General features: G+C 51.2%; 20 protein-coding genes. 16 read left to right on the top strand and 4 right to left on the bottom strand.

Features of this window, described 5'->3' with window-relative positions:
* From bshA to Q0757_RS07615, 13 genes are all read left to right on the top strand, one after another.
* A complete protein-coding gene (gene bshA, locus Q0757_RS07675; RefSeq protein WP_298785933.1) occupies nucleotides 1-1128 on the top strand; it encodes an N-acetyl-alpha-D-glucosaminyl L-malate synthase BshA in 1128 nt (375 codons plus the stop codon).
* Entirely contained in the window at nucleotides 1128-2285 is a 1158-nt protein-coding gene (locus Q0757_RS07670; RefSeq protein ID WP_298785931.1) for a hypothetical protein, read from the top strand. The genes bshA and Q0757_RS07670 overlap by 1 nt, the downstream gene beginning before the upstream one ends.
* Nucleotides 2278-3261: a biotin--[acetyl-CoA-carboxylase] ligase gene (locus tag Q0757_RS07665; protein WP_298785929.1), complete on the top strand. Its 984-nt coding sequence runs from the start codon at nucleotides 2278-2280 to the stop codon at nucleotides 3259-3261. Before Q0757_RS07670 ends, Q0757_RS07665 begins: the two co-directional genes overlap by 8 nt.
* 21 nt (nucleotides 3262-3282) lie before the next feature.
* Nucleotides 3283-6087: an ATP-dependent DNA helicase DinG gene (dinG, locus tag Q0757_RS07660; RefSeq protein ID WP_298785927.1), complete on the top strand. Its 2805-nt coding sequence runs from the start codon at nucleotides 3283-3285 to the stop codon at nucleotides 6085-6087.
* A gap of 12 nt (nucleotides 6088-6099) precedes the next feature.
* Nucleotides 6100-7407: an amidohydrolase gene (locus Q0757_RS07655; RefSeq protein ID WP_298785925.1), complete on the top strand. Its 1308-nt coding sequence runs from the start codon at nucleotides 6100-6102 to the stop codon at nucleotides 7405-7407.
* Between the two features lie 21 nt (nucleotides 7408-7428).
* Entirely contained in the window at nucleotides 7429-7602 is a 174-nt protein-coding gene (locus Q0757_RS07650; protein WP_022792243.1) for a YpmA family protein, read from the top strand.
* Between the two features lie 11 nt (nucleotides 7603-7613).
* On the top strand, nucleotides 7614-8090 hold the full coding sequence (locus Q0757_RS07645; protein ID WP_298785922.1) for a PepSY domain-containing protein: 477 nt from the start codon (nucleotides 7614-7616) through the stop codon (nucleotides 8088-8090).
* A 90-nt stretch (nucleotides 8091-8180) separates the two neighbouring features.
* A complete protein-coding gene (locus tag Q0757_RS07640) occupies nucleotides 8181-9350 on the top strand; it encodes a pyridoxal phosphate-dependent aminotransferase (RefSeq protein ID WP_298785920.1) in 1170 nt (389 codons plus the stop codon).
* Between the two features lie 38 nt (nucleotides 9351-9388).
* A complete protein-coding gene (gene asnS / locus Q0757_RS07635) occupies nucleotides 9389-10678 on the top strand; it encodes an asparagine--tRNA ligase (protein ID WP_298785918.1) in 1290 nt (429 codons plus the stop codon).
* Between the two features lie 78 nt (nucleotides 10679-10756).
* The gene (locus Q0757_RS07630) at nucleotides 10757-11443 is read left to right on the top strand and encodes a DnaD domain protein (protein WP_298785916.1); all 687 of its coding nucleotides are present in this window, start codon (nucleotides 10757-10759) and stop codon (nucleotides 11441-11443) included.
* 11 nt (nucleotides 11444-11454) lie between these two features.
* Entirely contained in the window at nucleotides 11455-12117 is a 663-nt protein-coding gene (gene nth, locus Q0757_RS07625; protein WP_298785914.1) for an endonuclease III, read from the top strand.
* A complete protein-coding gene (locus tag Q0757_RS07620) occupies nucleotides 12111-12635 on the top strand; it encodes a YpoC family protein (protein ID WP_298785912.1) in 525 nt (174 codons plus the stop codon). Before nth ends, Q0757_RS07620 begins: the two co-directional genes overlap by 7 nt.
* Nucleotides 12636-12649: 14 nt before the next feature.
* The gene (locus tag Q0757_RS07615) at nucleotides 12650-16192 is read left to right on the top strand and encodes a dynamin family protein (protein WP_298785910.1); all 3543 of its coding nucleotides are present in this window, start codon (nucleotides 12650-12652) and stop codon (nucleotides 16190-16192) included.
* A gap of 37 nt (nucleotides 16193-16229) precedes the next feature.
* On the opposite strand, the gene Q0757_RS07610 is transcribed toward Q0757_RS07615, so the two are convergent.
* Both Q0757_RS07610 and recU read right to left on the bottom strand, forming a co-directional pair.
* A complete protein-coding gene (locus Q0757_RS07610; protein WP_298785908.1) occupies nucleotides 16230-18770 on the bottom strand; it encodes a PBP1A family penicillin-binding protein in 2541 nt (846 codons plus the stop codon).
* A gap of 87 nt (nucleotides 18771-18857) precedes the next feature.
* Nucleotides 18858-19460: a Holliday junction resolvase RecU gene (gene recU, locus Q0757_RS07605; protein ID WP_298785907.1), complete on the bottom strand. Its 603-nt coding sequence runs from the start codon at nucleotides 19458-19460 to the stop codon at nucleotides 18858-18860.
* Between the two features lie 146 nt (nucleotides 19461-19606).
* On the opposite strand from recU, the gene Q0757_RS07600 reads away from it, so the two are divergent.
* The 3 genes from Q0757_RS07600 to Q0757_RS07590 are packed head-to-tail and all read left to right on the top strand — an operon-like array spanning nucleotide 19607 to nucleotide 21146.
* Nucleotides 19607-19873, top strand: coding sequence for a DUF370 domain-containing protein (locus Q0757_RS07600; RefSeq protein ID WP_022792233.1), 267 nt, complete (start codon nucleotides 19607-19609; stop codon nucleotides 19871-19873).
* Between the two features lie 55 nt (nucleotides 19874-19928).
* Nucleotides 19929-20288, top strand: a complete 360-nt coding sequence (locus Q0757_RS07595) for a DUF1798 family protein (RefSeq protein WP_022792232.1) — start codon at nucleotides 19929-19931, stop codon at nucleotides 20286-20288.
* A 15-nt stretch (nucleotides 20289-20303) separates the two neighbouring features.
* Nucleotides 20304-21146, top strand: a complete 843-nt coding sequence (locus Q0757_RS07590) for a sulfurtransferase (RefSeq protein ID WP_298785902.1) — start codon at nucleotides 20304-20306, stop codon at nucleotides 21144-21146.
* 54 nt (nucleotides 21147-21200) lie between these two features.
* Here the strand turns inward: Q0757_RS07590 and Q0757_RS07585 are convergent, their stop codons facing one another.
* Nucleotides 21201-22877, bottom strand: a complete 1677-nt coding sequence (locus Q0757_RS07585) for an AarF/ABC1/UbiB kinase family protein (RefSeq protein ID WP_298785900.1) — start codon at nucleotides 22875-22877, stop codon at nucleotides 21201-21203.
* 32 nt (nucleotides 22878-22909) lie between these two features.
* Complete coding sequence (locus tag Q0757_RS07580) at nucleotides 22910-23218, bottom strand: phasin family protein (protein WP_298785897.1); 309 nt, start codon at nucleotides 23216-23218, stop codon at nucleotides 22910-22912.
* Nucleotides 23219-23257: the final 39 nt, after the last annotated feature.

Below are 23257 nucleotides of genomic sequence, written 5' to 3'. Positions count from 1 at the left end.
GTGAAAATTGGAATAACGTGCTACCCGACAGTGGGAGGCTCAGGAGTAATTGCGACGGAGCTCGGCAAGCTGCTTGCTGAACGAGGCCATGAAATTCATTTCATTACCTCGGCGATTCCGTATCGTTTAACCGAAACCTCACCGAATATTTATTATCATGAAGTCTCAGTAAACCAATACGAAGTGTTCCAGTATCCGCCTTACTCGTTAACGCTTGCAAGCAAAATGGCGGAAGTTGTCAACCGGGAGCAACTCGACGTCCTGCACGTGCATTACGCCGTGCCTCACGCTGTCTGTGCGATTTTAGCCAGGGATATGACCGATCATCCCGTAAAAGTAGTAACAACGCTTCACGGTACAGACATCACCGTGCTTGGCCATGACTCCTCGCTTCGTGATATTATCCGCTACGCCATTCAGCGCTCGGACGAAGTGACCGCGGTATCGGACGCTCTGGTGGATCAGACAAGACAGATGCTTGAAGTTGGCCGTGATATTCATACGATTTATAATTTCGTGGACGAGCGGGTGTACGGTCCGAAAACGGACAAGAAGGATTTAAAAAAAGCATACAATATTGACGAGGACGAAAAGGTGCTTCTGCATGTCTCTAATTTTCGTCCGGTAAAGCGGGTTGTGGACGTCGTTCGTACATTTGCTGCAGTACAGACGGAGGTTTCCTGTAAGCTGGTTATGCTTGGGGACGGTCCGGACCGGGAAAAGGCATGGGCAGAGGCGAAAAGGCTCGGCGTTGACCAGGACGTACTGTTTTTAGGCAATCAGCGGCAGGTAGCCGACTATTTGCACATTGCCGATCTGATGCTGCTGCTTTCTGAAAAAGAAAGCTTCGGCCTGGCTGCACTTGAAGCGATGGCGTGCGGCGTGCCAGTTCTCGGCACAGATGTCGGAGGTATTCCTGAGGTGGTTTTTCATAATGAAACCGGCTATGTTGTACCGCTCGGGGCAGTAGAGCTGGCTGCTCAGCAGGCAGTCGGGCTGCTGACGGATCCAGATAAGATGAAAAGTTTCAAACAGCGCTCGCTCGACGTGGTGGAAGAATATTTCTCCTCCTCACGCATCGTAGCCCAATATGAAGAAGTGTACCGTCGGACCGTGGAGGACGAGTAATGAATGGCCGGCAGACGTGGGAAGAGGCGCTGCTTGTTATTAAAACATTACAGAGAAACGGAATTACTGCCTATATTGTAGGCGGAGCCGTACGTGACCGCCTGATGAACCGGAATCCGAGCGATATGGATATTGCAGCAGCAGCGACCACCGGAGAGCTTTTGATTGTTTTTCCGCACGCTGTGAAGCCATCGGAAAAGCACGGTACCCTGCTCGTAAAGAGTGGAAAGAGCATCGTAGAGGTTACTCCGTTCCGAAATGGGGCGGAAACAATTGAAGAGGACCTAAAGCATCGGGATTTCACATGCAACGCGATGGCAGCAGATGCACAGGGGAGAGTGATCGATCCGTTCAATGGACAGAAAGATATCCGCGACCAGATACTGCGTACGCCGGAGTCGGCTGAACGCGCTTTTTCCCTCGATCCGCTCCGGGTAATACGGGCATTCCGCTTTTGTGCAGTTCTCGGTTTTTCGCTGGATCCGGAAACTGAACGAGCAGCGAAAACAGCTGCAGAAGGGCTTTCACATACCGCCTTGGAACGAATAAACGGTGAAATAACCAAGCTGCTTGAAGGACAGAAACGTCTGTGCGCCCTAGAAAACATGAGAGAGCTGCGTTTGTTTTCCTGTTTTCCCGAAAAGGTCCGGCCGGCATCTCCCTCTTTTCATCATCCCACGCTTGTGCAGTTCCCTGAAGGCATAAAGGTTTCATGGGCAGCACTGCTGTATGCCCTGTATGGACGAAAAAGCCTGGACGTGCTGAATGGATGGCGGTTTTCCAATCAGGTACGAAAGCAGTGCCGCTGGCTACTCGAACGAGTCGATGTTGCTGCTTCTTCTGAGACGTGGCTGCAGTGGCTGTATTATTTCGGGCCCAAGCAGGTGGCAGATCTGGAGAAGCTCAAACAGTGGAAGTATTTTACTTACCGGCCAATGTCCTATGCAGAATGGAAAAAGAAATGGGAGGCCCTTCCGATTCATTCCAGGAAGGAGCTGGCCCTTCCGCCAAAGTCGATCGCCTCGATGCCGGCTTTCAAAGGCACGGCAAAAGTCGGGCAGGCGATCGCGTTTTTGGAACAGGCAGTCGTGAATGAAAAGGTGGAAAACAGTGAACAGAAGCTGTTAGCCTATTTGGAGGAAATGAACGATGAATAAAAACCGATTGCTGCAGCTGTTGATGAACCACCAGGACCGTCCGGTATCCGGCCAGGAGCTCAGCGACGAACTGCAGGTGTCCCGTACCGCTGTATGGAAGCAGATCGAAGAGCTTCGGAAAAATGGATATGAAATTGAAGCGGCATCCCGGCGAGGGTACCGGCTGGTTCGGTTTCCGGACCGGGTCGGCACAGAAGAAATTATGCTTCATCTTACAACTGCTCGTCTTGGCCGGTCGATTGTTTATAACGATATCGTACCCTCCACCCAGGAAATTGTACGGGGACAGGCTGAAAAAGGAGCGGAAGAGGGTCTTGTTGCTGTAGCGAATGAACAGGTACAGGGACGGGGAAGACTGGGGCGTGTATGGCAGAGCAGTCCGGAGCAGGGCATATGGATGAGCCTGCTGCTCCGCCCGCAGGTGCCCCCCCGCTATGCTCCACAGCTTACGCTGCTGTCAGCGGTGGCTCTTGCCGAGGCGCTGGACAGCTATCTTCCGGAGCCCACGGCGATTAAATGGCCGAACGATATCCGTATTCATAAAAGGAAGCTCGCAGGTATACTAACGGAAATGCAGGCAGACATGGATGAAGTACAGACGGTCATTGTCGGCATGGGTATTAACGTAAACCAGGCTGACGGGGACTTTACCGGAGAGCTTGCGGAAAAAGCCGCTTCCATCCGGCAGTATGCAGGAGCCCGGCAGAGTCGTCCGCAGATTATTGCATCTATCTTAAAAAGCTATGAGTCCTGGTATAATGAATACTTAACGAATGGGTTCGGTGCAGTCAAAGCTGCCTGGTCCGCTAAAACAGATACACTGGGATGCTTTATCCAGGTCGAAACGTCCCGGCAGACAGTGGAGGGAACGGCTCTTCGTATAACCGAAGAGGGGGCTCTTCAGGTCCAAAAGACAGATGGCAGTATTCAAACGGTACACAGCGGTGAAATTCTGGACAGTCCCCCACCGGAATAGCGGAAGAAAGGAGGCAGGCAGATGGGACAAAAATATGTAGTCATAGATGTAGAAACAACCGGCACGTCTCCGAGAAAAGGAGCAAAAATAATTGAAATCGGCGCAGTGCTGATGGAGGACGAAGATGTACTTGACACTCTTTCCACCTTTATTCAGCCGCATATGCCGATCCCTCCTTTTATCCAGCAGTTTACCGGCATCCGGGATCAGGATGTGGAGCATGCTCCGGAGTTTTATGAGGTGGCTCCCACATTAACCGCCTGGCTGGAGGACGCTGCCTTTGTCGGGCATAACGTGCAGTTTGATCTGGCCTTTATCAATGCAGGCATGCAGGAAGCCGGATTCCCGCTGTTTCAGGGACCAGTGGTGGATACAGTAGAGTGTGCGAGGCTCGCTTACCCAGAGGCGCCGGGGTTTCGGCTGTCACAGATTACGTCGTGGCTGGACCTCGACCATGACCGTCCGCACCGGGCGGACAGCGATGCCCTCGTCACTGCAGAGCTGTGGATATCTATCCGTAAAAAGTTAGCTGTGCTTCCAAAGGACGCGCTTCACCGTCTGGACCGCCTGGCTGCCTTTCTGCACAGTGATCTTCACCGGTACATTGAGCGCTGCATCGCAAAAGCGCCGCAGCAGCTTCCGTATGATTTAGAGGAAAATCACGGCATTGTGTTCCGCAAAGAGCTTCCGGCGGAAAAGCCGGAGCAGAGAAATGTATCGATGCAGGAGACCCTGAGTGGAAGTCATGCCAAAAGCCGGGGCTGGGACCGTTTCGAAGAGCGTCCGGGACAGCTGGAGATGGCAGAAATGGTCTATGCCTCGTTTGAGGAACGCTCCCACGCCGTTATAGAAGCGGGAACCGGTCTGGGAAAAACGCTCGCCTACCTGCTTCCAGCCGTAAAGTATCATCGTACATACAATCAAAAAATATTAATTTCCACTCAGACGCTCACCCTGCAGGAGCAGCTGATGAATGAAGATCTCCCGCTGCTTGAGCGGCTGATTGATGACCGGGTTTCTGTGGCTGTTTTAAAGGGCCGCGGCAACTACATCTCGTTGCAGCGATTTGAAAAATGGCTGCAGCACTGTCAGTTTTCGCTCGAAGAAGCGCTCGGCCTCGGCCAGGTGCTGATATGGCTGACGGAAACCCGGCACGGAGATCTTGATGAAATTAATATGGCCGGCGGCCGCAGGAATGCTCTCTGGGAAAGCCTCCGCCAGAATCATTACCAGGATGAGCACGCTCAAAGAGGGTGGGAGGAGTACTGTTTTTATGCTCGCGCCCGCCGCAAAGCCGAATATGCTGATATCGTCGTCACCAATCATGCGATGCTTTTAAGCGATATGTACCAGGGAAAAAATTTATTTTCCGCCTATCCGTACGTGATCATTGATGAAGCCCATCACCTTCCGGAAACGGCGGGGAAATATGCAGGAAGATCCGTTCACTATACAAAAGCAAACCGGCTGCTCCGCAGGTTCGGCCTGGATACAAAACAGAGCGTCGTGCGCCCGCTCATCTGGTTTGGGGAAGAAGCAGGCATCGTGTTTGAGCCTGGCTGGTACCAGGAACGCGAGGATAACCATGCGGTGCTGATGTATGAATGCGACGAGCTCTTTCGTCTGCTCACGCGCTGGTGCCGCTCGGCTTCCGGCCGTCGGCGCTCGGAAGTGGGCCGGTACAGCCAGCGCTTTATGCCTGGCAGGGAATCCGGACCGGTGTGGGAGCAGGTGGAGGATGCCGGGCGGCGTTTTCTCACCCTTCTGGAACAGGAATTTAAAGCATGGGAAGCGTTCGGAAAAGTATGGGAGACGCAGCCGTCCTCCAAAAGCTTTGTAAATGAACTTGCCGAATTGAACGCCTATCTCGAACAGCTGGACGAGCTTGGGGACAATCTGTTCCATCTGTTATTTGAACGGGAGCCTGAGCATGTTTACTGGGTGGAAGCAGAGCAGAGCGGGGCTAAAAATGCTGCGTACATTTACGCCCGGCCGGTGGAGGTGGCCTCGGAGCTTAGTGAGCAGCTGTTTATGAAAAAAGCAAGCGTCGTCCTTACCTCCGGGTCCCTTGCAGTAAATGGCTCATTTGAATACATGAAATCAAAAATGGGGCTGAACGATTTTCTGCCGCAGACAAGTCTGATTGATTCCCCCTATCATTATGCTTCCCAGACGCAGCTGCTCGTTCCAAAAGATATTTCCGGCGTGAATGATAAACACGCTGATTTTGCACAGGAAGCAGCTGAATATATTTTTCATGCTGTCAATATTACGGAAGGAAAAACGATGGTTCTGTTTACGTCCTTTAACATGCTTAAGCAGGTGTATCACCAGCTGAAAGAATGGACTGAAGAATCGACGCTGAGCGTCATTGGGCAGGGAATTACGAGCGGTACCCACGCCAAGCTGACTAAGCTGTTTCAGCAGCAGGACAATGCGCTTCTTCTTGGGACCAATGCGTTCTGGGAGGGCGTCGATATTCCCGGGGAAAAGCTGCAGCACGTGATCATTGTGCGTCTGCCTTTTTCTCCGCCCACAGACCCCGTATACGAAGCTGTGTCGGACAAAATGCAGCGTCAGGGGAAAAGGTCGTTTTACGCAGAGGCCCTGCCGCACGCTGTTCTCCGATTCAAACAGGGCTTTGGCCGGCTGATCCGTCATTCCGAGGACCGGGGCGTGGTAACAGTACTAGATAAGCGGATTATGGAAGCTTCCTACGGCTCGTCGTTTATTGATTCGATTCCCCGGACAAATACGTATTATGAACCGATGGACGCGGTGCTGGACCGTATCGCTGACTTTTTTGAAGAAGCAAAAAAACGTTAAAGGAGTGTGGAGATGGAACACTTTGTAATCGAGCACGTTTACCCGATCCCAAAGGCACGGGGCGTTCGGGCAGTTAAAAGCTATATTGAAGTCAAGGACGGTAAAATTGTTACAGTAGAGCCGGGAGACTATCCGGAAAGAGAGAACGGCGTCAGTATTCTGAACGGGCGGGGCAAGTGGCTCAGCCCGGGCCTTTATAACACCCATGGACACACCCCGATGACAATGATGCGCGGCGTCTCGGACGATGTGGTGCTCCAGGAATGGCTGAACAACCATGTATGGCCACGGGAGCGCCTGTTTACCAACGAAACGGCGAAGGCCGGTACAGGTCTTGCTCTTGCGGAAATGATCCGGACCGGAACGACCGGGTTTCTTGATATGTATCATATGGGGATGCAGAACACATATGAGCTCGTGAAAAGCTCCGGCATCAAATCCATGATTTCCAAGGGAATGATGAGTATTGGAACGCCGGAGGAGCAGAGCGAAAAGCTTGCAGCGGCGGCCCGTGACTTAAAGGAATGGGAGCAGGACACAAGCGGCCGGATAACGGGCATGCTTTTCCCGCATGCTCCGTATACGTGCACGCCGGAGTTTTTGGAAAAGGTGGTTGATGCCGGGCATAAACACAGCCTGCCGCTGGGCATTCACCTTGAGGAAACGGCCAGAGAGGTAGCGGATTATCAGCGTGACTACGGCATGACGCCGGCCAAAAAGCTAAAAGAAATCGGGTTTTATACACGCCCGGCAATGCTTACACATGTCGTGCATGCGACAGATGAAGACCTGGACGACATGAATGTACCGGAAGTGACGATTTCCTACAATCCGATGAGCAACGCCAAGCTCGGCTCGGGTATTGCACGCATTCCCGAAATGCAAAAGCGCGGTCTCCGGATTACGATCGGAACCGACAGTGCCGTGTCTAATAACAATCTCGATATGTTTGAGGAGCTCCGTTTGGGAGCCCTGATGCAGAAGGTCGCCTTCCAGGACCCGAGTTCGATTGAAACGGAAGCGGTCTGGAAAATGGCAACAGAAAACGGGGCAGCCTCGATGGGCTTTGGCGACAGCGGCAAACTGGAAGCAGGAGCCGCAGCGGACTTTATTCTGCTTAACAGCGAGTCATTCGCGCTTCAGCCATACGATAATATTTTATCGCATCTGGTGTACGCTGCTTCCGGTCGGGATGTAACAGACAGCTTTGTGAACGGCAGACAGCTGATGAAAGACGGCGAACTTCTGACACTCGATGAAGAAAAAATTACCGCCGAGGCCAACCGCCATTACCGCAAATTAAATGAAGCGTACTTATAATACGCCGGGTGAGGTGAAACGATGGGAAATGAACAGCTTGAAGTTGTCGCGTCGGTCAAAATCGAAGCGTCGTCCGATCTGTACAAAATTGTTGATACACTGAATCGGACGTTAAAGCAGGAGGAGTTAATGTTCGGCCTTTCTCTTGATAAGGAAAACGAAGAACAGATGGTGTTTACCATTTACCGCACATAGGGGGATATGTCGTGAAAAACTGGATAACGCTCGCGGCTTTTTCAATTGTCTTTCTAGTCGTTCTGGTGCTTGTGGCCGGCTATTTTCAGGCCCGTGCTCCGCTTGCTGACGACAGGGAGCGGGCAGAGGCACTGGCCCTTGAAGAAAATAATGTCGCCGAAGTACAGAACACGTTTATATATAACGGCAAACAGCCGGTGAAAACAGCACGCGTCGAAACCAACGACGGCAGCAGGGACTGGCTGTTTTTCCACAACGGGGAAATGCTCGAACGCCTGGCGGCTGCTGAAACACTGAGTATCCAGGAGGCTGAAGAGCGAATAGTGGAAATAGAGGGAATTGACGCCGTGCGGACAGTGACACCAGGCTACGAAGACGGGCGTCCGGTTTATGAAGGAAAATACCGGACAGAAAACCAGCAGCATTATGTGTACATTGATATGGAAACGGGAGAATTTGTGAAAAGCTTCAGCCTGGAGCGCGGTTAAGCGGCGGATACCACGCTTGAACTCCTTTTCGCTTTTCTTTACACTAACTATGGATAGATTGAGAACGGAAACTATTGAGGAGGAAAGAGTATGGAATTGTCCCAACGAGTGAAAGAAATTACCCCTTCAACAACCCTGGCGATCACTGCCAAAGCCAATGAACTAAAGGCAGCCGGCCAGGACGTGATCGGCCTCGGCGCCGGCGAACCGGATTTTAATACTCCGCAGTACGTCATTGATGCAGCCGTACGTTCCATGCAGGAAGGGAAAACGAAATATACTCCTTCCGGCGGCCTTCCGGAACTGAAGGATGCAGTCATTCAAAAGTTTAAGCAGGATCAGGGCCTTGATTATATCCGCGACGAAATCATCGTCGGCACCGGTGCCAAGCACATTTTGTTCACGCTGTTTCAAACCATCCTTGATCCAGGCGATGAAGTGATTATCCCGACGCCTTACTGGGTCAGCTATCCGGAACAGGTCAAGCTTGCTGGCGGGCGCCCGGTATTTGTGGACGGTAAGGAAGAAAACCAGTTTAAAATTCTTCCAGAGCAGCTGCGCGGGGCTGTAACGAAAAAAACGAAGGCCGTCATCATTAATTCTCCGAGTAACCCAACCGGCACCATGTACAGCCGGGAGGAGCTGCGGGCGCTAGGCGAAGCCGCGAAAGCGGAAGGGCTGCTGATTGTTTCCGATGAGATTTATGAAAAACTGATTTACGGGGACAAGCAGCACACTTCCATAGCAGAGCTTTCCCCGGAGCTAAAGGAACAGACCATCATCGTCAACGGCGTTTCCAAATCCCATTCGATGACCGGGTGGAGAATAGGCTACGCAGCCGGCAACCGTGCTATTGTAAAGGCAATGACTAGCCTTGCGAGCCATTCAACATCCAACCCGACGACGAACGCCCAGTACGGAGCTATCGCTGCCTATACGAAGGATGACGGTGCTGTTGAGACGATGCGCCAGGCATTCAGCGAACGGCTGAACACCATTTACGACAAGCTTGTTTCGATTCCGGGAATCACCTGCGTGAAGCCGGAAGGCGCTTTTTATCTGTTCCCAAACGTTGAGGAGGCAGCTGCTTCGTATAAAGATGTTGACGAATGGGTAAAGGCGCTGCTCGAGGAAGAAAACGTAGCAGTGGTTCCAGGCAGCGGCTTCGGTTCTCCGCAAAACGTGCGCCTTTCCTACGCTACTTCCCTGGAGCAGCTTGAAGAAGCGGTGGCGAGAATCCGCCGTTTCGTAGAAAAATAATTCAATAAGTATAAACAGGACGAACCGGAGGGACTATCGTGAAAGCAACTATTGAACGTTTGAATCAATATATCGGCCAGGAAGTAAGATTTGGTGCATGGCTGGCCAATAAGCGCTCGAGCGGCAAAATTGCCTTTTTACAGCTGCGGGATGGCACTGGCTTTGTGCAGGGGGTCATTGTGAAAAATGATGTCGGCGAAGAGCTGTTCGCCCAGGCGAAGAACCTTCCCCAGGAAAGCTCGCTGTATGTGGACGGGACAGTAAAAGAAGACGACCGTTCGCCGACCGGGGTGGAGCTTCAGGTGACCGGATTTGAAATTATCCAGGAAGCGGAGCCTTACCCGATCACCCCGAAAGAGCACGGCACAGAATTTTTAATGGACAACCGTCATCTGTGGATGCGTTCGCGTAAGCAGCACGCACTTTTGCGTATACGCGATGAAATCATTCAGGCAACCTACGCTTTTTTCCGGGAGAATCAGTTTATTAAGGTGGATCCGCCGATTCTGACCGGAAGCTCGGCGGAGGGGACGACATCGCTTTTTCATACGAAATACTTTGATGAAGATGCGTACCTGTCCCAGTCCGGTCAATTGTATATGGAAGCAGCGGCCCTCGCTTTTCAGCGCGTGTTTTCGTTCGGACCGACATTTCGGGCGGAAAAATCAAAAACCCGCCGGCACTTGATTGAATTTTGGATGATTGAGCCGGAGATGGCTTTCTGCGATCATAATGAAAGTCTCGAAATTCAGGAGCAGTATGTCTCCCATGTCGTGCAGGCGGTGCTTGCCAACTGCCGCCAGGAGCTTACGACGCTGGAGCGCGACACCTCCAAGCTCGAAGCCATCCAGGCGCCGTTTCCGCGCATCACGTACGACAAAGCGGTGGAGATGCTGCAGGAGGCTGGCTACGAAGTGAGCTGGGGCGAGGATTTTGGGGCTCCGCACGAAACATATATCGCGGAGCAGTTTCAAAAGCCGGTGTTTATTACTAATTACCCGCTCGAAATCAAAGCTTTTTACATGAAGCCTGATCCGGACTATCCGGAAACTGCGCTCTGTGCCGACCTTATTGCTCCGGAAGGCTACGGGGAGATTATCGGCGGCAGTCAGCGCATCGATGATCCGCAGCTTATGAAGCAGCGGTACGAAGAACACAACTTATCGGAAGAAGCCTACGGCTGGTATCTGGACTTAAGAAAATACGGCACCGTGCCGCACTCCGGATTCGGTCTCGGTCTGGAACGGACGGTCGGCTGGATTGCCGGCACCGAACACGTCCGGGAAACGATACCGTTTCCGCGTTTGTTAAACAGGCTGTATCCATAAGAGAAAAAGCCCCCGTCCCGGGGGTTTTCCTTTATGCACTTTGCCGACAGCCGGCCGGGTGAGAAGGAGGACAAACAGATGAACAAAGATAAAGAAATAGAAGCACTCATGCACGGGCACCTTTCCATTCCAGTAATTATTCTGGACAAATACCAGCAGGTTGGGCTGAATGAGACAGAAGCAATGATGCTTTTGCATATATACCGTTTCGGCCAGAACAATGTGCCGCTTCCAACACCGAAAGAACTGGCTGAAAAAATGAGTATGGATGAAAATGAATGTGCAGGCTGCCTGCGGTCGATGATTAAACGCAATCTGCTGCAGATTGATGAATTTGAACGCGACCAAATCCGGCAGGAATCATACTCCCTCTATCCTTTTTTCCGCCAGGCTCTTACAGCGGAGGTCCCGTCCGGGGAAGGGGATCAGATTGAAGAGCAGCATCTGTTTCAAAACATTGAGCAGGAGTTTTCCCGCCCGCTTTCCCCAATGGAGTGGGAAACGATTAACGTCTGGCTCGACCAGGATCATTACTCGCCGGATATGATCCAGATTGCGCTGAAAGAAGCGGTCATGAATCAGAAATTCAGTCTTCGCTACATGGACCGGATGCTGCACGAATGGAAGCGCAAAGGCATTCAGAACAAAGAAGATGCTAAGGCCCAGACCGAACAGTTTAAACAAAAAGGCGGACGGCGCACGCAGGCGGCCCAGTCGGAAAAACTGCCGGAATACCCCAATATTAACTGGCTGGATGAAGAGTAGAGGAGAAAAAAATGGCATTAACGAATAAAGATTTACAAGTTGTGATTGAACGGATCGAGCACATGTTTCCGGAAGCGGAATGTGAACTGAATCACCGCAATCCCTTTGAGCTGCTGGTGGCAGTCGTGCTTTCCGCCCAGGCAACCGATGCACTGGTGAATAAAGTGACCCCTGGATTGTTTGAACAGTACAGCTCCCCGGAGGACTTCGCTGAGGCACCGCTTGAGGATATTGAACAGGCTATTCGTTCGATTGGACTTTACCGCAATAAAGCGAAAAATTTAAAAAAGCTTTCGGCGTCTCTGCTCGAACGCCATGACGGGCGCGTGCCGGAAACACAGGAAGAGTTGGTCGAGCTTGCGGGCGTCGGCAGAAAAACGGCGAATGTGGTAGCGTCGGTAGCATTCGGGGTACCGGCCATTGCGGTGGATACGCATGTTGAGCGGGTGTCCAAGCGTCTGGGCATATGCAGATGGAAAGACAACGTCACCCAGGTGGAGCAGACGCTGATGAAGCGGCTGCCAAAAGAAAAATGGTCCCAGATGCATCACCAGCTTATTTTTTTCGGCCGCTACCACTGCAAGTCCCAGGCCCCCCAGTGTCCGTCCTGTCCAGTGCTTGACTACTGCAGGGAAGGGCAAAAACGGATGCGGAAAGAAGGTGCAGCATGGTAAACATACAAATTCCAGCGTCATTTCAGCACGAAATTTTTTATACTGTAACGCAGATCGAAGTAGATGAAAAAACAGACCGGCAGACGGCGGCTCTGAGCCACCCGTTCTGGTATGAGATCGCCTATGACAACGGCATCGCCGGTACACCTCCGTGGCAGGAAAACATTAATCAGCACATTAAAGGATTTATGCAGTGGTGGGAAGAGCATCTGCCTTTTTTGGATGAATGCTGGGACGAACGAGACAAGGAAAAGGCAGCTCCATACATGAGACTCGGGCTCGCCCACTGGCTGTGCACGCTGTTTTGGATGAACGAACGGCCGGTGCCTTCGGCAGAGCCGGAGGAATTGATCGCAGAAAGCAGGAAGCTTGCACATAAGCCGATCAACGTAGAGGAGCGTCTCGGCTTTCTGCTTGAGTATCCGAATTATTTTCATTCCTACCTTCAGCTGAAGGAGCTGTACACAGAAGTGAAGAAAAAAGAAGCGCTGGCAAAGCGCTCCCGAAATCACGAATGATAAAGGAGTAAAATATGGCATATACGAGCGGTTGGGAACAACAATGGCTGCAGACAGACATGCATTTGGATCCGGCAGAAACCGCGATGCTTGAAGACGTGCAAAAAAAAATTGAGCATCCTTATTTTGAAGTTGCTTTTTGCGGGCATTTTTCAGCCGGAAAGTCGACCGTATTAAATGGCCTGCTTCAAAACGAGCTGCTGCCCGCGAGTCCGATTCCAACAAGCGCCAATATTATATCGATTGAAAACGGGGAGCTTGGGCTCGAGGTTGAAACGGGCGAAGGCCAGACAAAAGCCTGGGAATCCGATATCCCGTGGGGACAAGTGCAGAAGTGGGGCAGGGACGGAGCGGATATCAGATCGATCCGTATGCAGGCCCCGCTGCCATTTTTAGGATCTTACAGCCGGATGGTGGACACGCCGGGGGTGGACTCGACAGATCCGCTGCATCAGGCAGTAACAATGGAGAGACTGCTGTCGACCGATGCTGTTATTTACGTGACGGATTACAATCATGCCCAGTCGGAAACAAACATCCGGTTTTTACAGCAGCTGACAGCGGAGGGCAAACCGATTATTTTTGTTATCAATCAGATGGACAAGCACCGGGAAGAAGAAATCACGATGCGGTCCTACCGCAACCAGATTGCTGCGACGCTTGAACGAAATCAGGTGCATGTGCTTGCCACATATTATATTTCCATGCGCGATGAGCAGCACCCGGACAATGAACTGAAAACATTCTCCTCTCATGTACGCGGCCTTCTGTACCACGGAAGCGAGCTGCTGGAAAGAAGTGAGGAACGGATGCGCCAGACCGTTTTGTCACGAATCCGTGACAGGCTGCGGGAGGAACAGCAGACAGCCCTCGAAGACTGGCAGGAGCGGGCGGAGCATGCCGGCTTACCTGCACAGCTGATGGATGATAACGATCAGCCGGACAGTGACGAAAGATGGAGCAGCTGGTTCAGGGAATGGAAGCGAACGCTGGATCAGGCTCATTTGTTTCCAGCCTCCACTGTGGATAAAGCCAGGGACTGGCTTGAAAGCTGGCAGCCGGGGTTCAAAGCAGGCTCCCTGTTTAATAAAAAACGAAAAACGGAAGAAGCCCGCAAGGAACGGGCGGAGGCCCTGCTTTCAGATATAAATGAAAATATTAAAGCGTCTTTGACGTTCCATGTGCGTGAACTGTTGCAGCCGGAAAAGCAGGACGTTTCCTCCCACAGTGCCGATTATGCTGACCAGGTGCAAAATATTGATGTACAGCTTGAACACGCGGACCTGGAGCCCTTTATTCCAGAAGGTGAAACCGGCAGGCAGTATGTGTTTCAAGTAACCGACCAGCTGGCCGGCGTAATTACCAGGCGGTTCAAGGACCAGGCGGAGCCGCTGCTTGAAGAAAAAGAGCGTGTGCTTACCTCCGCCGCGGGCCCGGCTTTAACAGAAGCAGAGCAAACGAAATTAAATGAACTTCAGCATGGATGGAAAGAGGAAAAAAAACGGCTGGAGCAGGAAATCGCCCAGGTGGAGCGCCAGATGGAAAGCGTATCCGCCCGGCGGGAATGGGAGCAGGAAATCCGGCAGATGATGAGCGAAGAGGCCCCGTCCGATGTTCCGGAGATCTCCATTTCCCGGGAGGATGAAGCGGTGGAAGAGCAGGAGAGTGCTTCTCCCGGACAAAAGGAGCTTCCTTCGTACAGCGAAGAAATCCAGATGGTGGAGGCCTTTGCCGCCGATTCTTCCGAATCTCCGTTAATCGAAGAGGAAAAGAAGCATCTGCAGCGTTTATGTGAAAATCTGCAGAACCAGGAGCTTCACGTTTCAGTCTTTGGTGCTTTCAGTGCCGGGAAGTCTAGCTTTATCAATGCGCTTCTCGGTGCTCCGGCACTTCCTGTTTCGCCGCATCCGACCACAGCGGCCGTAAATATTGTGCGGGCCCCGGAAAAAGACTACACACACGGTACGGTTATTCTGCAGCTGAAGGATGAGGCTTTTCTTGACGAAGAAATTCAGGCCGTATCAAAGGAGCTCGGGGAAGTGTACACGCTTGCCTCCATCCAAAAATGGAGAAAGCCGAACCGCACCCGGGATGCACGGATGGAAACCTACAGCCAGTACATGTTCACGCTGCAGGAAAGCATCAAAAAACACCGCTCCACACTCGGGGAGACCCGCACGATTGGGATGGAGGACTGGGGGTCCTGGGTGGCGGATGAGCAGAAGGCGTGTCTTGTCAAACAGGTGACGCTTTATTACGGGAGTTACTGGACGGATCGGGGCCTGGTGTTGACCGATACGCCGGGGGTGAATTCGATCCACGGACGCCACACCAATGTCGCATTTGATCACCTGCGTCAGTCGGACGCCATTTTTTACGTCACGTACTTTAATCATGCGTTCTCGGATGCCGATGAAAGATTCATCCAGCAGCTCTCCCGGGCAAATGAAGAATTTGAACAAAATAAGCTGTACTTTCTGATCAATGCCGCAGATCTGGCAAGGGACGAGAACGAGCGCCGTCAGGTTGTCAACCATGTGCGCGGTCAGCTGCGGCAGAATGGGTTTGAGGAGCCGTTTCTGCTTCCTGTTTCAAGCCAGCGCGGGCTGGAGGAAAAGCAGCAGGGCAGGGAAGACGAAATGTTTTCAGCCTTTGAAAACTATTTATCCGGACAAATCTGGCAGGAGCTTCTTGTCGTGCAGCAGCAGTATGTCATCGAACAGGCGCTTAATTTAAAAGAACAGCTTGGGCGGGCGCTGCAGGTGCAGAAGCACGATGCAAAAAGCGTGGCTGCAGAAGCAGAACGGCTGAAGCAAAAGCTCGGCCAGTATAAAGAAGTGCCGGAACATTTTCATATGGAGCGGCTGCGAAAAGAACTCGCTTCAGACACCGAAGAACGGCTGATTCACGTGCGCAAGCGCTTGTATTTATTCTATCAGGATTACTTTAATAAAGTGGTGAACCCAGTCACTATAGACGGATCCTCACGAAAAGAACAGCGCAGGCAGCTGTCCGGAAGACTGATGGAAATTAAAGAAGAGATACTGGTGCAGGCAGGGCAGGAGAGAGAAACGGCGTTCATCCGTCTGGAGGAATTAATGAAACGGCAGCTGAAGCAGGAGACCGAAGAACAGTACAGGGAGGTTCAGGCGGATTTCCCGATGTTTCAGATTCCTGACGCCAGCCGTTCTTTTATCCCAAAGCCGGAAAAGACGCTTGAGCTTGAGGTGGATGCGAAGGCATATGAAACGTACTTCCGTTCGGCAAAGGACTTCTTTGTGCATCAGGAAATAAAAACCCTGAAAGAGGCGTACGGGGAAAATGTCCAGAGTGCTGCTGCGGAAGTAACGAAAGAAGTGGCGCAGGAGCTTGAAGAAAAAATAGAGAACGGTGTTAAAGCAGCGTCTGATTATATTTATGCCGAACACAAGCAGGCGCTCGACAAGGAATTCGATCGACTGTCTACGTGGTATGACCAGAGCTATTATTCCGTATTGCAGACAGAATGGGAGAAGCTTGCTCCGTTAACGAGAAAAGAAGACCATGTTCAGGTATAGCAAAAACCGCACGCCTTTTGGGGCAGTGCGGTTTTTGTTATTCGTTAGTTCCTGATTCCTGTTCGGGTTCAGAAGGGCTGTCTTCGGTTTCAGCAGGCTCTTCTTCACCAGAGGTATCTGTTTCCGGCTCTGTGTCCCCAGAGCTTTCGTCTTCGGTATTTTCACCGGTGTCGCTTTCGCCGCCGGAGTCCGGCTCGGATTCTGCAGGCTCCTCACCGCTCGTGTCTGTTTCTTCTTCGCGGCCTTCTTCGGAGGCACCTGAATCTTCATCTGCCGGAGACTGTTCAGTTTCGCCATTTTCTTCCTGGTCTGGCTCTGTAGTCTCTTCCGGTGTATCTTCTGTATTTTCTTCATTTTCCCCAGTTTCTTCCGCAGGCTCCTCTGCAGGTTCAGGCTCATTCTGAGAGTCGTTTGTTTCCTCAGAACCGCTGTCACCGGCAGGCTCGCCGCTTTCTGAATCCCCGCTGTTATCCGAGCCGTTATCAGAGGATGGTTCAGCGACCTGGGCGTCCACCTCGCCTTCTACAAACAGTTCAGTAATGGTGTCAGCGTCAGAGGTGTTTGACGTAGCGCGCTCCCCAGTCTCTTCATTGAGCCGCACTGATACTACAGACTCCGGCTGTTCAAAGTCGGGAGTGTCGATGCCGCTGCTGACCTGCTGCATGATTTGGCGGAAAACATCCTTGGCAGCATCAGTCTGCCCGTCTACAAGATAATTATTTTCCGACCGGGTTTCGAAGCCGGCCCAGACCGAAGCCGTGTAGTTCGTAGTGTAGCCGTTGAACCATACATCCGGAACGCCTCCGTCGGGAATATTCAGCGTACTCATTTCGTCCTCGGTGAAATTGGTGGTTCCGGTTTTGCCGGCGAGCGGAAGGCCGTCAATCTGGGCACCGGTGCCGGTACCATCGGAGACGACGTCTTTAAGCATATCCGTGATCATATAGGCCGTATAGTCTTCCATTGCCTGCTCCTGCTCTGGTTCAAAGTCAATCGTTCGTCCGTCCGGGAACTCAATCCGCCGGATGGAGTGAGGATCGTTATAAACCCCTTCGTTTCCGAAAGCGGCGTAGGCCCCGGCCATCTGCTCAGAGGAAACCCCCTGCTCAAGCCCGCCGAGAGCTGAACCATAGTAGACGTCCTCAAGGCCAAGGCCAAGACCGTTTGCAAACGATCTGGCATTACCAAGGCCGACTTCCTCAAGCGTTTTTACTGCAGGGACGTTCAGGGAATCCGTCAGCGCTTCACGCATGCTGACGCTGCCCCGGTAGTTCCGGGTATAGTTTCGCACATCGGTGTCTGTGTCCGGGTACTGGTATTCTTCATCTTCGATCTGATGGTACGTGGACCACTGCATGTTTTCAATGGCCGGCCCGTAATCCAGGACGGGCTTAATGGTCGACCCAGGCTGATTAGGATCGGTAGCGAAATTATAGCTCATTGCCGTATCAGGGCTCTGGCGGTTGCCGACAATGGCTTTCACTGCTCCGGTCTGGGTATCAAGCAGTGTAAAACCGATCTGAAACTGTTCATTGTCTGGAAAGCTGTCGAGCGCATCTGAACTTTGAATGAGTTCCTCCGCCTGGTCCTGAGCTTCGGTGTCAAGCGTCGTGTAGACCTTCAGCCCGGCTGTATATATGTCTGAGGCCTCAATGCCGTCAAAGTCTTCGAGCTCGTTTTGCACGTATGACATGAATGAATCATAGGCAACTTCGTTTTCCGGCGGCTGGTAGTTAAGCTGCTCATCCACCGGAGTGCTGGAAGCCTCTTCGGCTTCTTCATCCGTAATATATCCTTGTTCATTCATCATGGAAATAATCTGATTTCTGCGATCCTCGGCGTTTTCCGGATTTTGAACCGGGTCATAATACGAAGGCCGGCGCGGGATGGCCGCGAGCAGAGCAGCGTCTGCGATCGTGAGCTCGCCTGGATCCTCTTTTCCAAAATAGGTTTGTCCGGCCTGGGTGATGCCATAGGCACCCTGATTGAAATAGATCAGGTTAACGTACATTTCAAGAATTTCATCCTTACTGTACTGCTGTTCAAGCTTAATGGCCAAATACTGTTCCTGGACTTTACGCGATATGTTTTTATCAGGGGAAAGAAACGCATTTTTCACAACCTGCTGGGTAATTGTGCTTGCCCCCTGGGATCCGAAGCCGTCAGTCACGTTTGCCCATAACGCGCCAAAAATCCGCTGAACGTCGATGCCGAAGTGGCTGTAAAAACGTTCGTCCTCCACAGCTATAAATGCTTCCTTCGCATAGTCAGGCATTTCTTCTATATCGGCTAGTTCCCGGTTACTGCTGTTTTGCAGCTGGGCAATCTCTTCGTCGTTCTGGTCATATACAGTAGCCGCTTCTGATAATACTATCGCTTCCGCATCTAATTCAGGGGCCTGATTGATCATATAGGCGACAATGATGACACCGGCAGTCATGAAGACAAGCATGAGCGAAAGGGCCCATATAATGAACGTCTGCCAAAGCGGTCGTTTGCGGTTTTTCTTCTGCTTCTTTTTAGGGTTTTTCTGGTCGGCCGTGCGCTTTTCCTGGCGGGACCGGTAATTGTCACTCATTGACGTTCGTCCTTTCGTTGTGCATAGCATCTGGTTCTGTGTGCCCAGGCATTAGACGTTCAATTTTTTGTTTTGTTACAGGCGTATTCAATGAAAATAAACGTCCTTCACGGTTTTTAAGTAGTCCAGTCTCGGGTGAAGACCGAGCGGAATTGAATGACCGTGCGTCTGGATTTCCTGATAGGGAATGGATTTTCGTTTTGTCTGTCCGTAATACCAGTGAAGAAACCGGGAAGCGTCATATAAATAGGTCTCCCCGTGTGCGGCAAAACGAAGAAGCACAAATGCGATGCCGTCCTGCTTTTGGACCTTGTGCATATGATCTGCCTGGTGGTCATGAAAGTTCTGCAGGGGAAAGGCTGTTTTGTTGCGCGTTTCCTTTGCTTCAAAATCAATGTAGCGGCCGGCAAATACACCGTTATAGTCTGTGGTGGAGGCCTGTTTAAAATATGCTTCGGTGATGCGCGCGGCGCTCCGTTTCGGATAATGAACATCGACTATCTGAACAGGTGTCGGTTTTTTATGTATGATGCCGATGTCGCGTGCGATATAATATTCATTGGACTCATTAATGTCTTCTTCAAGCGTCATGCCGCGGTTGGCGAAGCTTTTTTCCGCCGGCGGGCCCTGACGGGAGGAAGCATTTTTTTTCGGACGGTATACTTTTCCGTTTGGGTAGCGGTAAGCCATGAGAATCTTCCTTTGCTAGAATTTACTGCCTGCTGCTATTTTACCACAATTTCAGCCGGATATTACGTACGCCGTGCTTAGAATGATAGACAAAGCCTCGGTTATTCGTGTTAGGATAGAAAAGAACGAGAAAGGAAGGGGATAGCATGAGCGATACACCGATTAATATTGGTTTTGGCAATATGGTGATGGCAGAACGGGTAATTTCAATTGTGAGCTCTGATTCTGCCCCGACAAAACGTTTGATCCAGGAGGCACGTGAAAGAAAGATGCTCATCGACGTGACTAATGGACGGAAAACAAGAAGCATCATCCTGTCGGACAGTGATCACGTGCTTCTGTCGGCCATTCAGCCGGAAACAGTAGCCCAGCGGGTAAGCAACCAGCAGGATCAGGAAGAAAGCACATCCTAAAAATATTCGCTTTCCTTTAAAGGGAAGCGTTCTTTGTATCAGAGGGGGTTTTTCGATGCCCGGGCTTTTCGAAAGCTGTGACCAGATGAAACGGCGCATGGATGAAGCAGAGCAGATTTTTTATGAAGTACAGGAGCGGGACGACCGCCCGGATTTTTATGAGGAAGTGAAACCGTTTGTCGACAAGGTAAAAGGGGAAGCAGATGTATGGAAAGAGGAAGCTTCTGCCTGGGTGCAGACAACAAGCTACCCGTACCTGCACGAATCCCAGATGGAAGACACATATGATAACATCATGAATGCCTCTCTTCAGGCTTACCAGCGGACAACGAAAGAAAAACAATTCAAGGAAACGCTGCAGGCCGTGGAGTTTATTCTAAATAGCATTCAAACACAGTTAACACAGGAATCCTAGAAAGGGGAGAGTAAGTTGAGCTTTCTAATTTCTTCTGAATGGCTGAATGACCACCGCCGCGATGAACATGTCCGGGTGGTGGACTGCCGGTTTGAACTAAAAGACGCAGCAGCTGGGCATAAAGCGTATGTTAAGGATCATATTCCAGGTGCTGTCTTTATCGATGTGGAAAAGCATTTATCCGCCCAGGCCGGGACCCACGGGGGACGTCATCCGCTGCCGGATATGGACTTTTTCGCTCAGGTTCTCTCGGAACGGGGCATAGACATGCAGACGACCGTCGTAGCTTATGACGATCAGGGAGGTATGGGTGCTGCCCGCTTTTGGTGGCTGATGCAGTATGCGGGTCATACGAATACATACGTCCTCGACCGTTCTTATTCCCATTGGGTGGAGGAAGGATTTCCGACAACAGAGGAGATTCCGACCCCGCTCATGAAGCAGATGATCATCGACCGCGAGCCGAATCAGCTGGTTCACCTGGAAGAAGTAAAGCAGCAGCTGCGTAATGAACATGCAGCGCTGGTGGATGCAAGAAGCTACGAGCGCTACGCTGGGGAAAATGAGGAAGTGGACGCTGTTTCCGGCCATATCCCTGGTGCCTATCATTATTTCTGGAAGGATGTGCTCCGCGAAGACGGCACATGGAAATCGCAGAGTGAACTGCGTGACCATTTTCAGGAGCTCGAGGGTTTTGATGAAGTTATTTCTTACTGCGGATCCGGTATTACGGCCTGTGTCAATGTGCTCGGCATGAGAGAAGCCGGAATTGAGCAGGTGCGACTTTATAACGGAAGCTGGAGCGACTGGATTTCCTATCCGGACCTTCCGATCGAAAAAGAGCCAAACAGGCTGTAAAAGGATATACAAAAGCTGCCGGCTTCTGCCGGCAGCTTTGCTTTGTATAGGCGGTCAAAACCGTCCGGAGCGGAAAATCGCATACAGGAGCCAGATGAAGAGAAAGAACGCCACAATAAAGCTGATTTCAATGACAGGGAGCCGGACGAGAATCGAATTGGTATCCCCGAATGTGGATCCGACAATCAAGCCGACCATTACGATGCTGAAGGCGAGAAGTATGACACTGAAGCTTAGGCGGTTGCCAATACGGTCAAGCTTGTTCATTAAAATATTAATGCGGGGCATGCGTATATCGACGCCCAGTTCATCATCATTGATTTTTTTCAGGGCGGAACGAATCTCCTTCGGCAGCTCACGCAGGTAGCCAAACTGTTCTTTACCTTCGCGGAAAACGTCCTCGATCCGGTCGCGCGGGTTCAGGCGTTCTTTAACGAGCATCCTGCCGTAGGGCTCGGCAATTTCGACGATGCTTAAGTCCGGGTCGAGATCGGTGGCAATGGATTCAATGGTAATAATGGCTTTAGCAAGCATCGTAAACTCTTTATGGATGCTGATGCCGTACCGGTGGGAGGTGGAAAATACATCATTGATGGCTGCACCGATTTCAATATCTTTAAACGGCGTGTCGTAATATTTGGACAGAAGGTATTCCACATCTTCTTCAAAAATTTCTGTATCCATATCTTCCGGAAAATCGGCCATTTCATAGATAGCTGCCGCTACGTCCCGGGTGTTTCGCCTTGTCATGGCGATAACATAGTTAATGAACTGCCTGCGCATGCTTTTGCTCAAGCGGCCGACCTGGCCGAAGTCAATGTAGGCGACCACGTTTCCCTCTTTAAAAAGCAGATTCCCGGGATGAGGGTCGCTGTGAAAGAAGCCGGTGCGAAGCACCTGGTGTAAAAAGGAATCCACCAGATGGTGAGCAAGCTTCTTTTTATCAAACTCGGCAGTGGAGTAATTAAGCTCGGAAAGCTTATAGCCATCGATATATTCAATGGTCAGAACGCGGCGTGACGACCAGGCTTCATACACTTCAGGCACCTGGACAGAATCAAAATGCTGAAGGGTCCGGGACATTTTTTCCACATTTCGGGCTTCAGTAAAGTAATCAAATTCATCCCGTATAGCAGATACATACTCCTCTACAACATCCTGAAGCTGATAGAACCGGGCCCATTGAAACCGCTGGGTGAGAAGCCGGGCCAGATCCCGCAGAATATCGATGTCCTGTTCGATAATTTCTTTAATATGCGGCCGGCTGATCTTTACAACAACATCCCGGCCGTCATGGAGAACCGCTTTATGTACCTGGCCGATGGAAGCCGCGGCGATGGGAGTTTCATCAAAATAGGAATAAATATTGCCAAGGGGTTCATGAAGGTCATGCTCGATCACCGATTTGGCCGTTTCGTATGGAAACGGGGGAACGTGATCCTGCAGCTTTGCAAGTTCATCCACAATGGACGGAGGGAAAATATCCCTGCGGGTGCTTACAAGCTGGCCGAGTTTGATGAACGCAGGGCCAAGCTCCTCCACAACAAGCCGAAGACGGACCCCGATCGACTGCGTGTTCCAGTCATTGGGATCCGACATGATGCGCTTGGGAAGAGAAAGAATATGAAAAAGTCCCACTTCCTGCAAAATATATCCGAAGCCGTGTTTCGCAAGCGTAGTAGCAATCTTTCTGTATCGATTTGCGTGCCGGATACTTTTTGTTATAGCCATGAAGCGTTCCTTCCTTTAATTAAAATTGGCGGTTATTCGTCCTCTGGTTTGTGCATCGCCTTTTCAATGGCATCGAGCTTTTGTTCGAGACGGTCAATATCACGCTTGGTGGCGATGCCCATGCTTTCCATCCGATTTTCGAAGGAGTTTTTCGCCTGGCTGTTCCAGGAGTCGCTTTGAGCCGAACCCCGTTGAATCATTTCCTCTTTCCACTCGTCAGCTTCCCTGGGTGTGATCTTTCCCTTGGTTACGAGGTCATCGAGATATGTCTGTACCTTTTCCCGCCCATATGAAGCGGCTCCAAGTCCCAGAAAAAATCCTTTTTTCAGCATGTCGTTCATGAAAAATCCCCCTTTATGTTTTGTGAAAAAGTGTACTAT

This window comes from uncultured Marinococcus sp., from assembly GCF_947493875.1.
Taxonomy (GTDB): Bacteria; Bacillota; Bacilli; order Bacillales; family Marinococcaceae; genus Marinococcus.
This window is presented reverse-complemented; position numbering and strand designations above follow the sequence as displayed.

What these genes read in the sequence shown, in the direction of transcription:
- Q0757_RS07620 (WP_298785912.1), top strand. Translation starts at nt 12,111, where the DNA reads ATGGTAAACATACAAATTCCAGCGTCATTTCAGCACGAAATTTTTTAT.
- dinG (WP_298785927.1), top strand. Translation starts at nt 3,283, where the DNA reads ATGGGACAAAAATATGTAGTCATAGATGTAGAAACAACCGGCACGTCT.
- Q0757_RS07630 (WP_298785916.1), top strand. Translation starts at nt 10,757, where the DNA reads ATGAACAAAGATAAAGAAATAGAAGCACTCATGCACGGGCACCTTTCC.
- Q0757_RS07670 (WP_298785931.1), top strand. Translation starts at nt 1,128, where the DNA reads ATGAATGGCCGGCAGACGTGGGAAGAGGCGCTGCTTGTTATTAAAACA.
- Q0757_RS07665 (WP_298785929.1), top strand. Translation starts at nt 2,278, where the DNA reads ATGAATAAAAACCGATTGCTGCAGCTGTTGATGAACCACCAGGACCGT.
- Q0757_RS07585 (WP_298785900.1), bottom strand. Translation starts at nt 22,877, where the DNA reads ATGGCTATAACAAAAAGTATCCGGCACGCAAATCGATACAGAAAGATT.
- Q0757_RS07610 (WP_298785908.1), bottom strand. Translation starts at nt 18,770, where the DNA reads ATGAGTGACAATTACCGGTCCCGCCAGGAAAAGCGCACGGCCGACCAG.
- nth (WP_298785914.1), top strand. Translation starts at nt 11,455, where the DNA reads ATGGCATTAACGAATAAAGATTTACAAGTTGTGATTGAACGGATCGAG.
- Q0757_RS07640 (WP_298785920.1), top strand. Translation starts at nt 8,181, where the DNA reads ATGGAATTGTCCCAACGAGTGAAAGAAATTACCCCTTCAACAACCCTG.
- recU (WP_298785907.1), bottom strand. Translation starts at nt 19,460, where the DNA reads ATGGCTTACCGCTACCCAAACGGAAAAGTATACCGTCCGAAAAAAAAT.
- Q0757_RS07615 (WP_298785910.1), top strand. Translation starts at nt 12,650, where the DNA reads ATGGCATATACGAGCGGTTGGGAACAACAATGGCTGCAGACAGACATG.
- Q0757_RS07595 (WP_022792232.1), top strand. Translation starts at nt 19,929, where the DNA reads ATGCCCGGGCTTTTCGAAAGCTGTGACCAGATGAAACGGCGCATGGAT.
- Q0757_RS07650 (WP_022792243.1), top strand. Translation starts at nt 7,429, where the DNA reads ATGGGAAATGAACAGCTTGAAGTTGTCGCGTCGGTCAAAATCGAAGCG.
- Q0757_RS07580 (WP_298785897.1), bottom strand. Translation starts at nt 23,218, where the DNA reads ATGAACGACATGCTGAAAAAAGGATTTTTTCTGGGACTTGGAGCCGCT.
- Q0757_RS07655 (WP_298785925.1), top strand. Translation starts at nt 6,100, where the DNA reads ATGGAACACTTTGTAATCGAGCACGTTTACCCGATCCCAAAGGCACGG.
- Q0757_RS07600 (WP_022792233.1), top strand. Translation starts at nt 19,607, where the DNA reads ATGAGCGATACACCGATTAATATTGGTTTTGGCAATATGGTGATGGCA.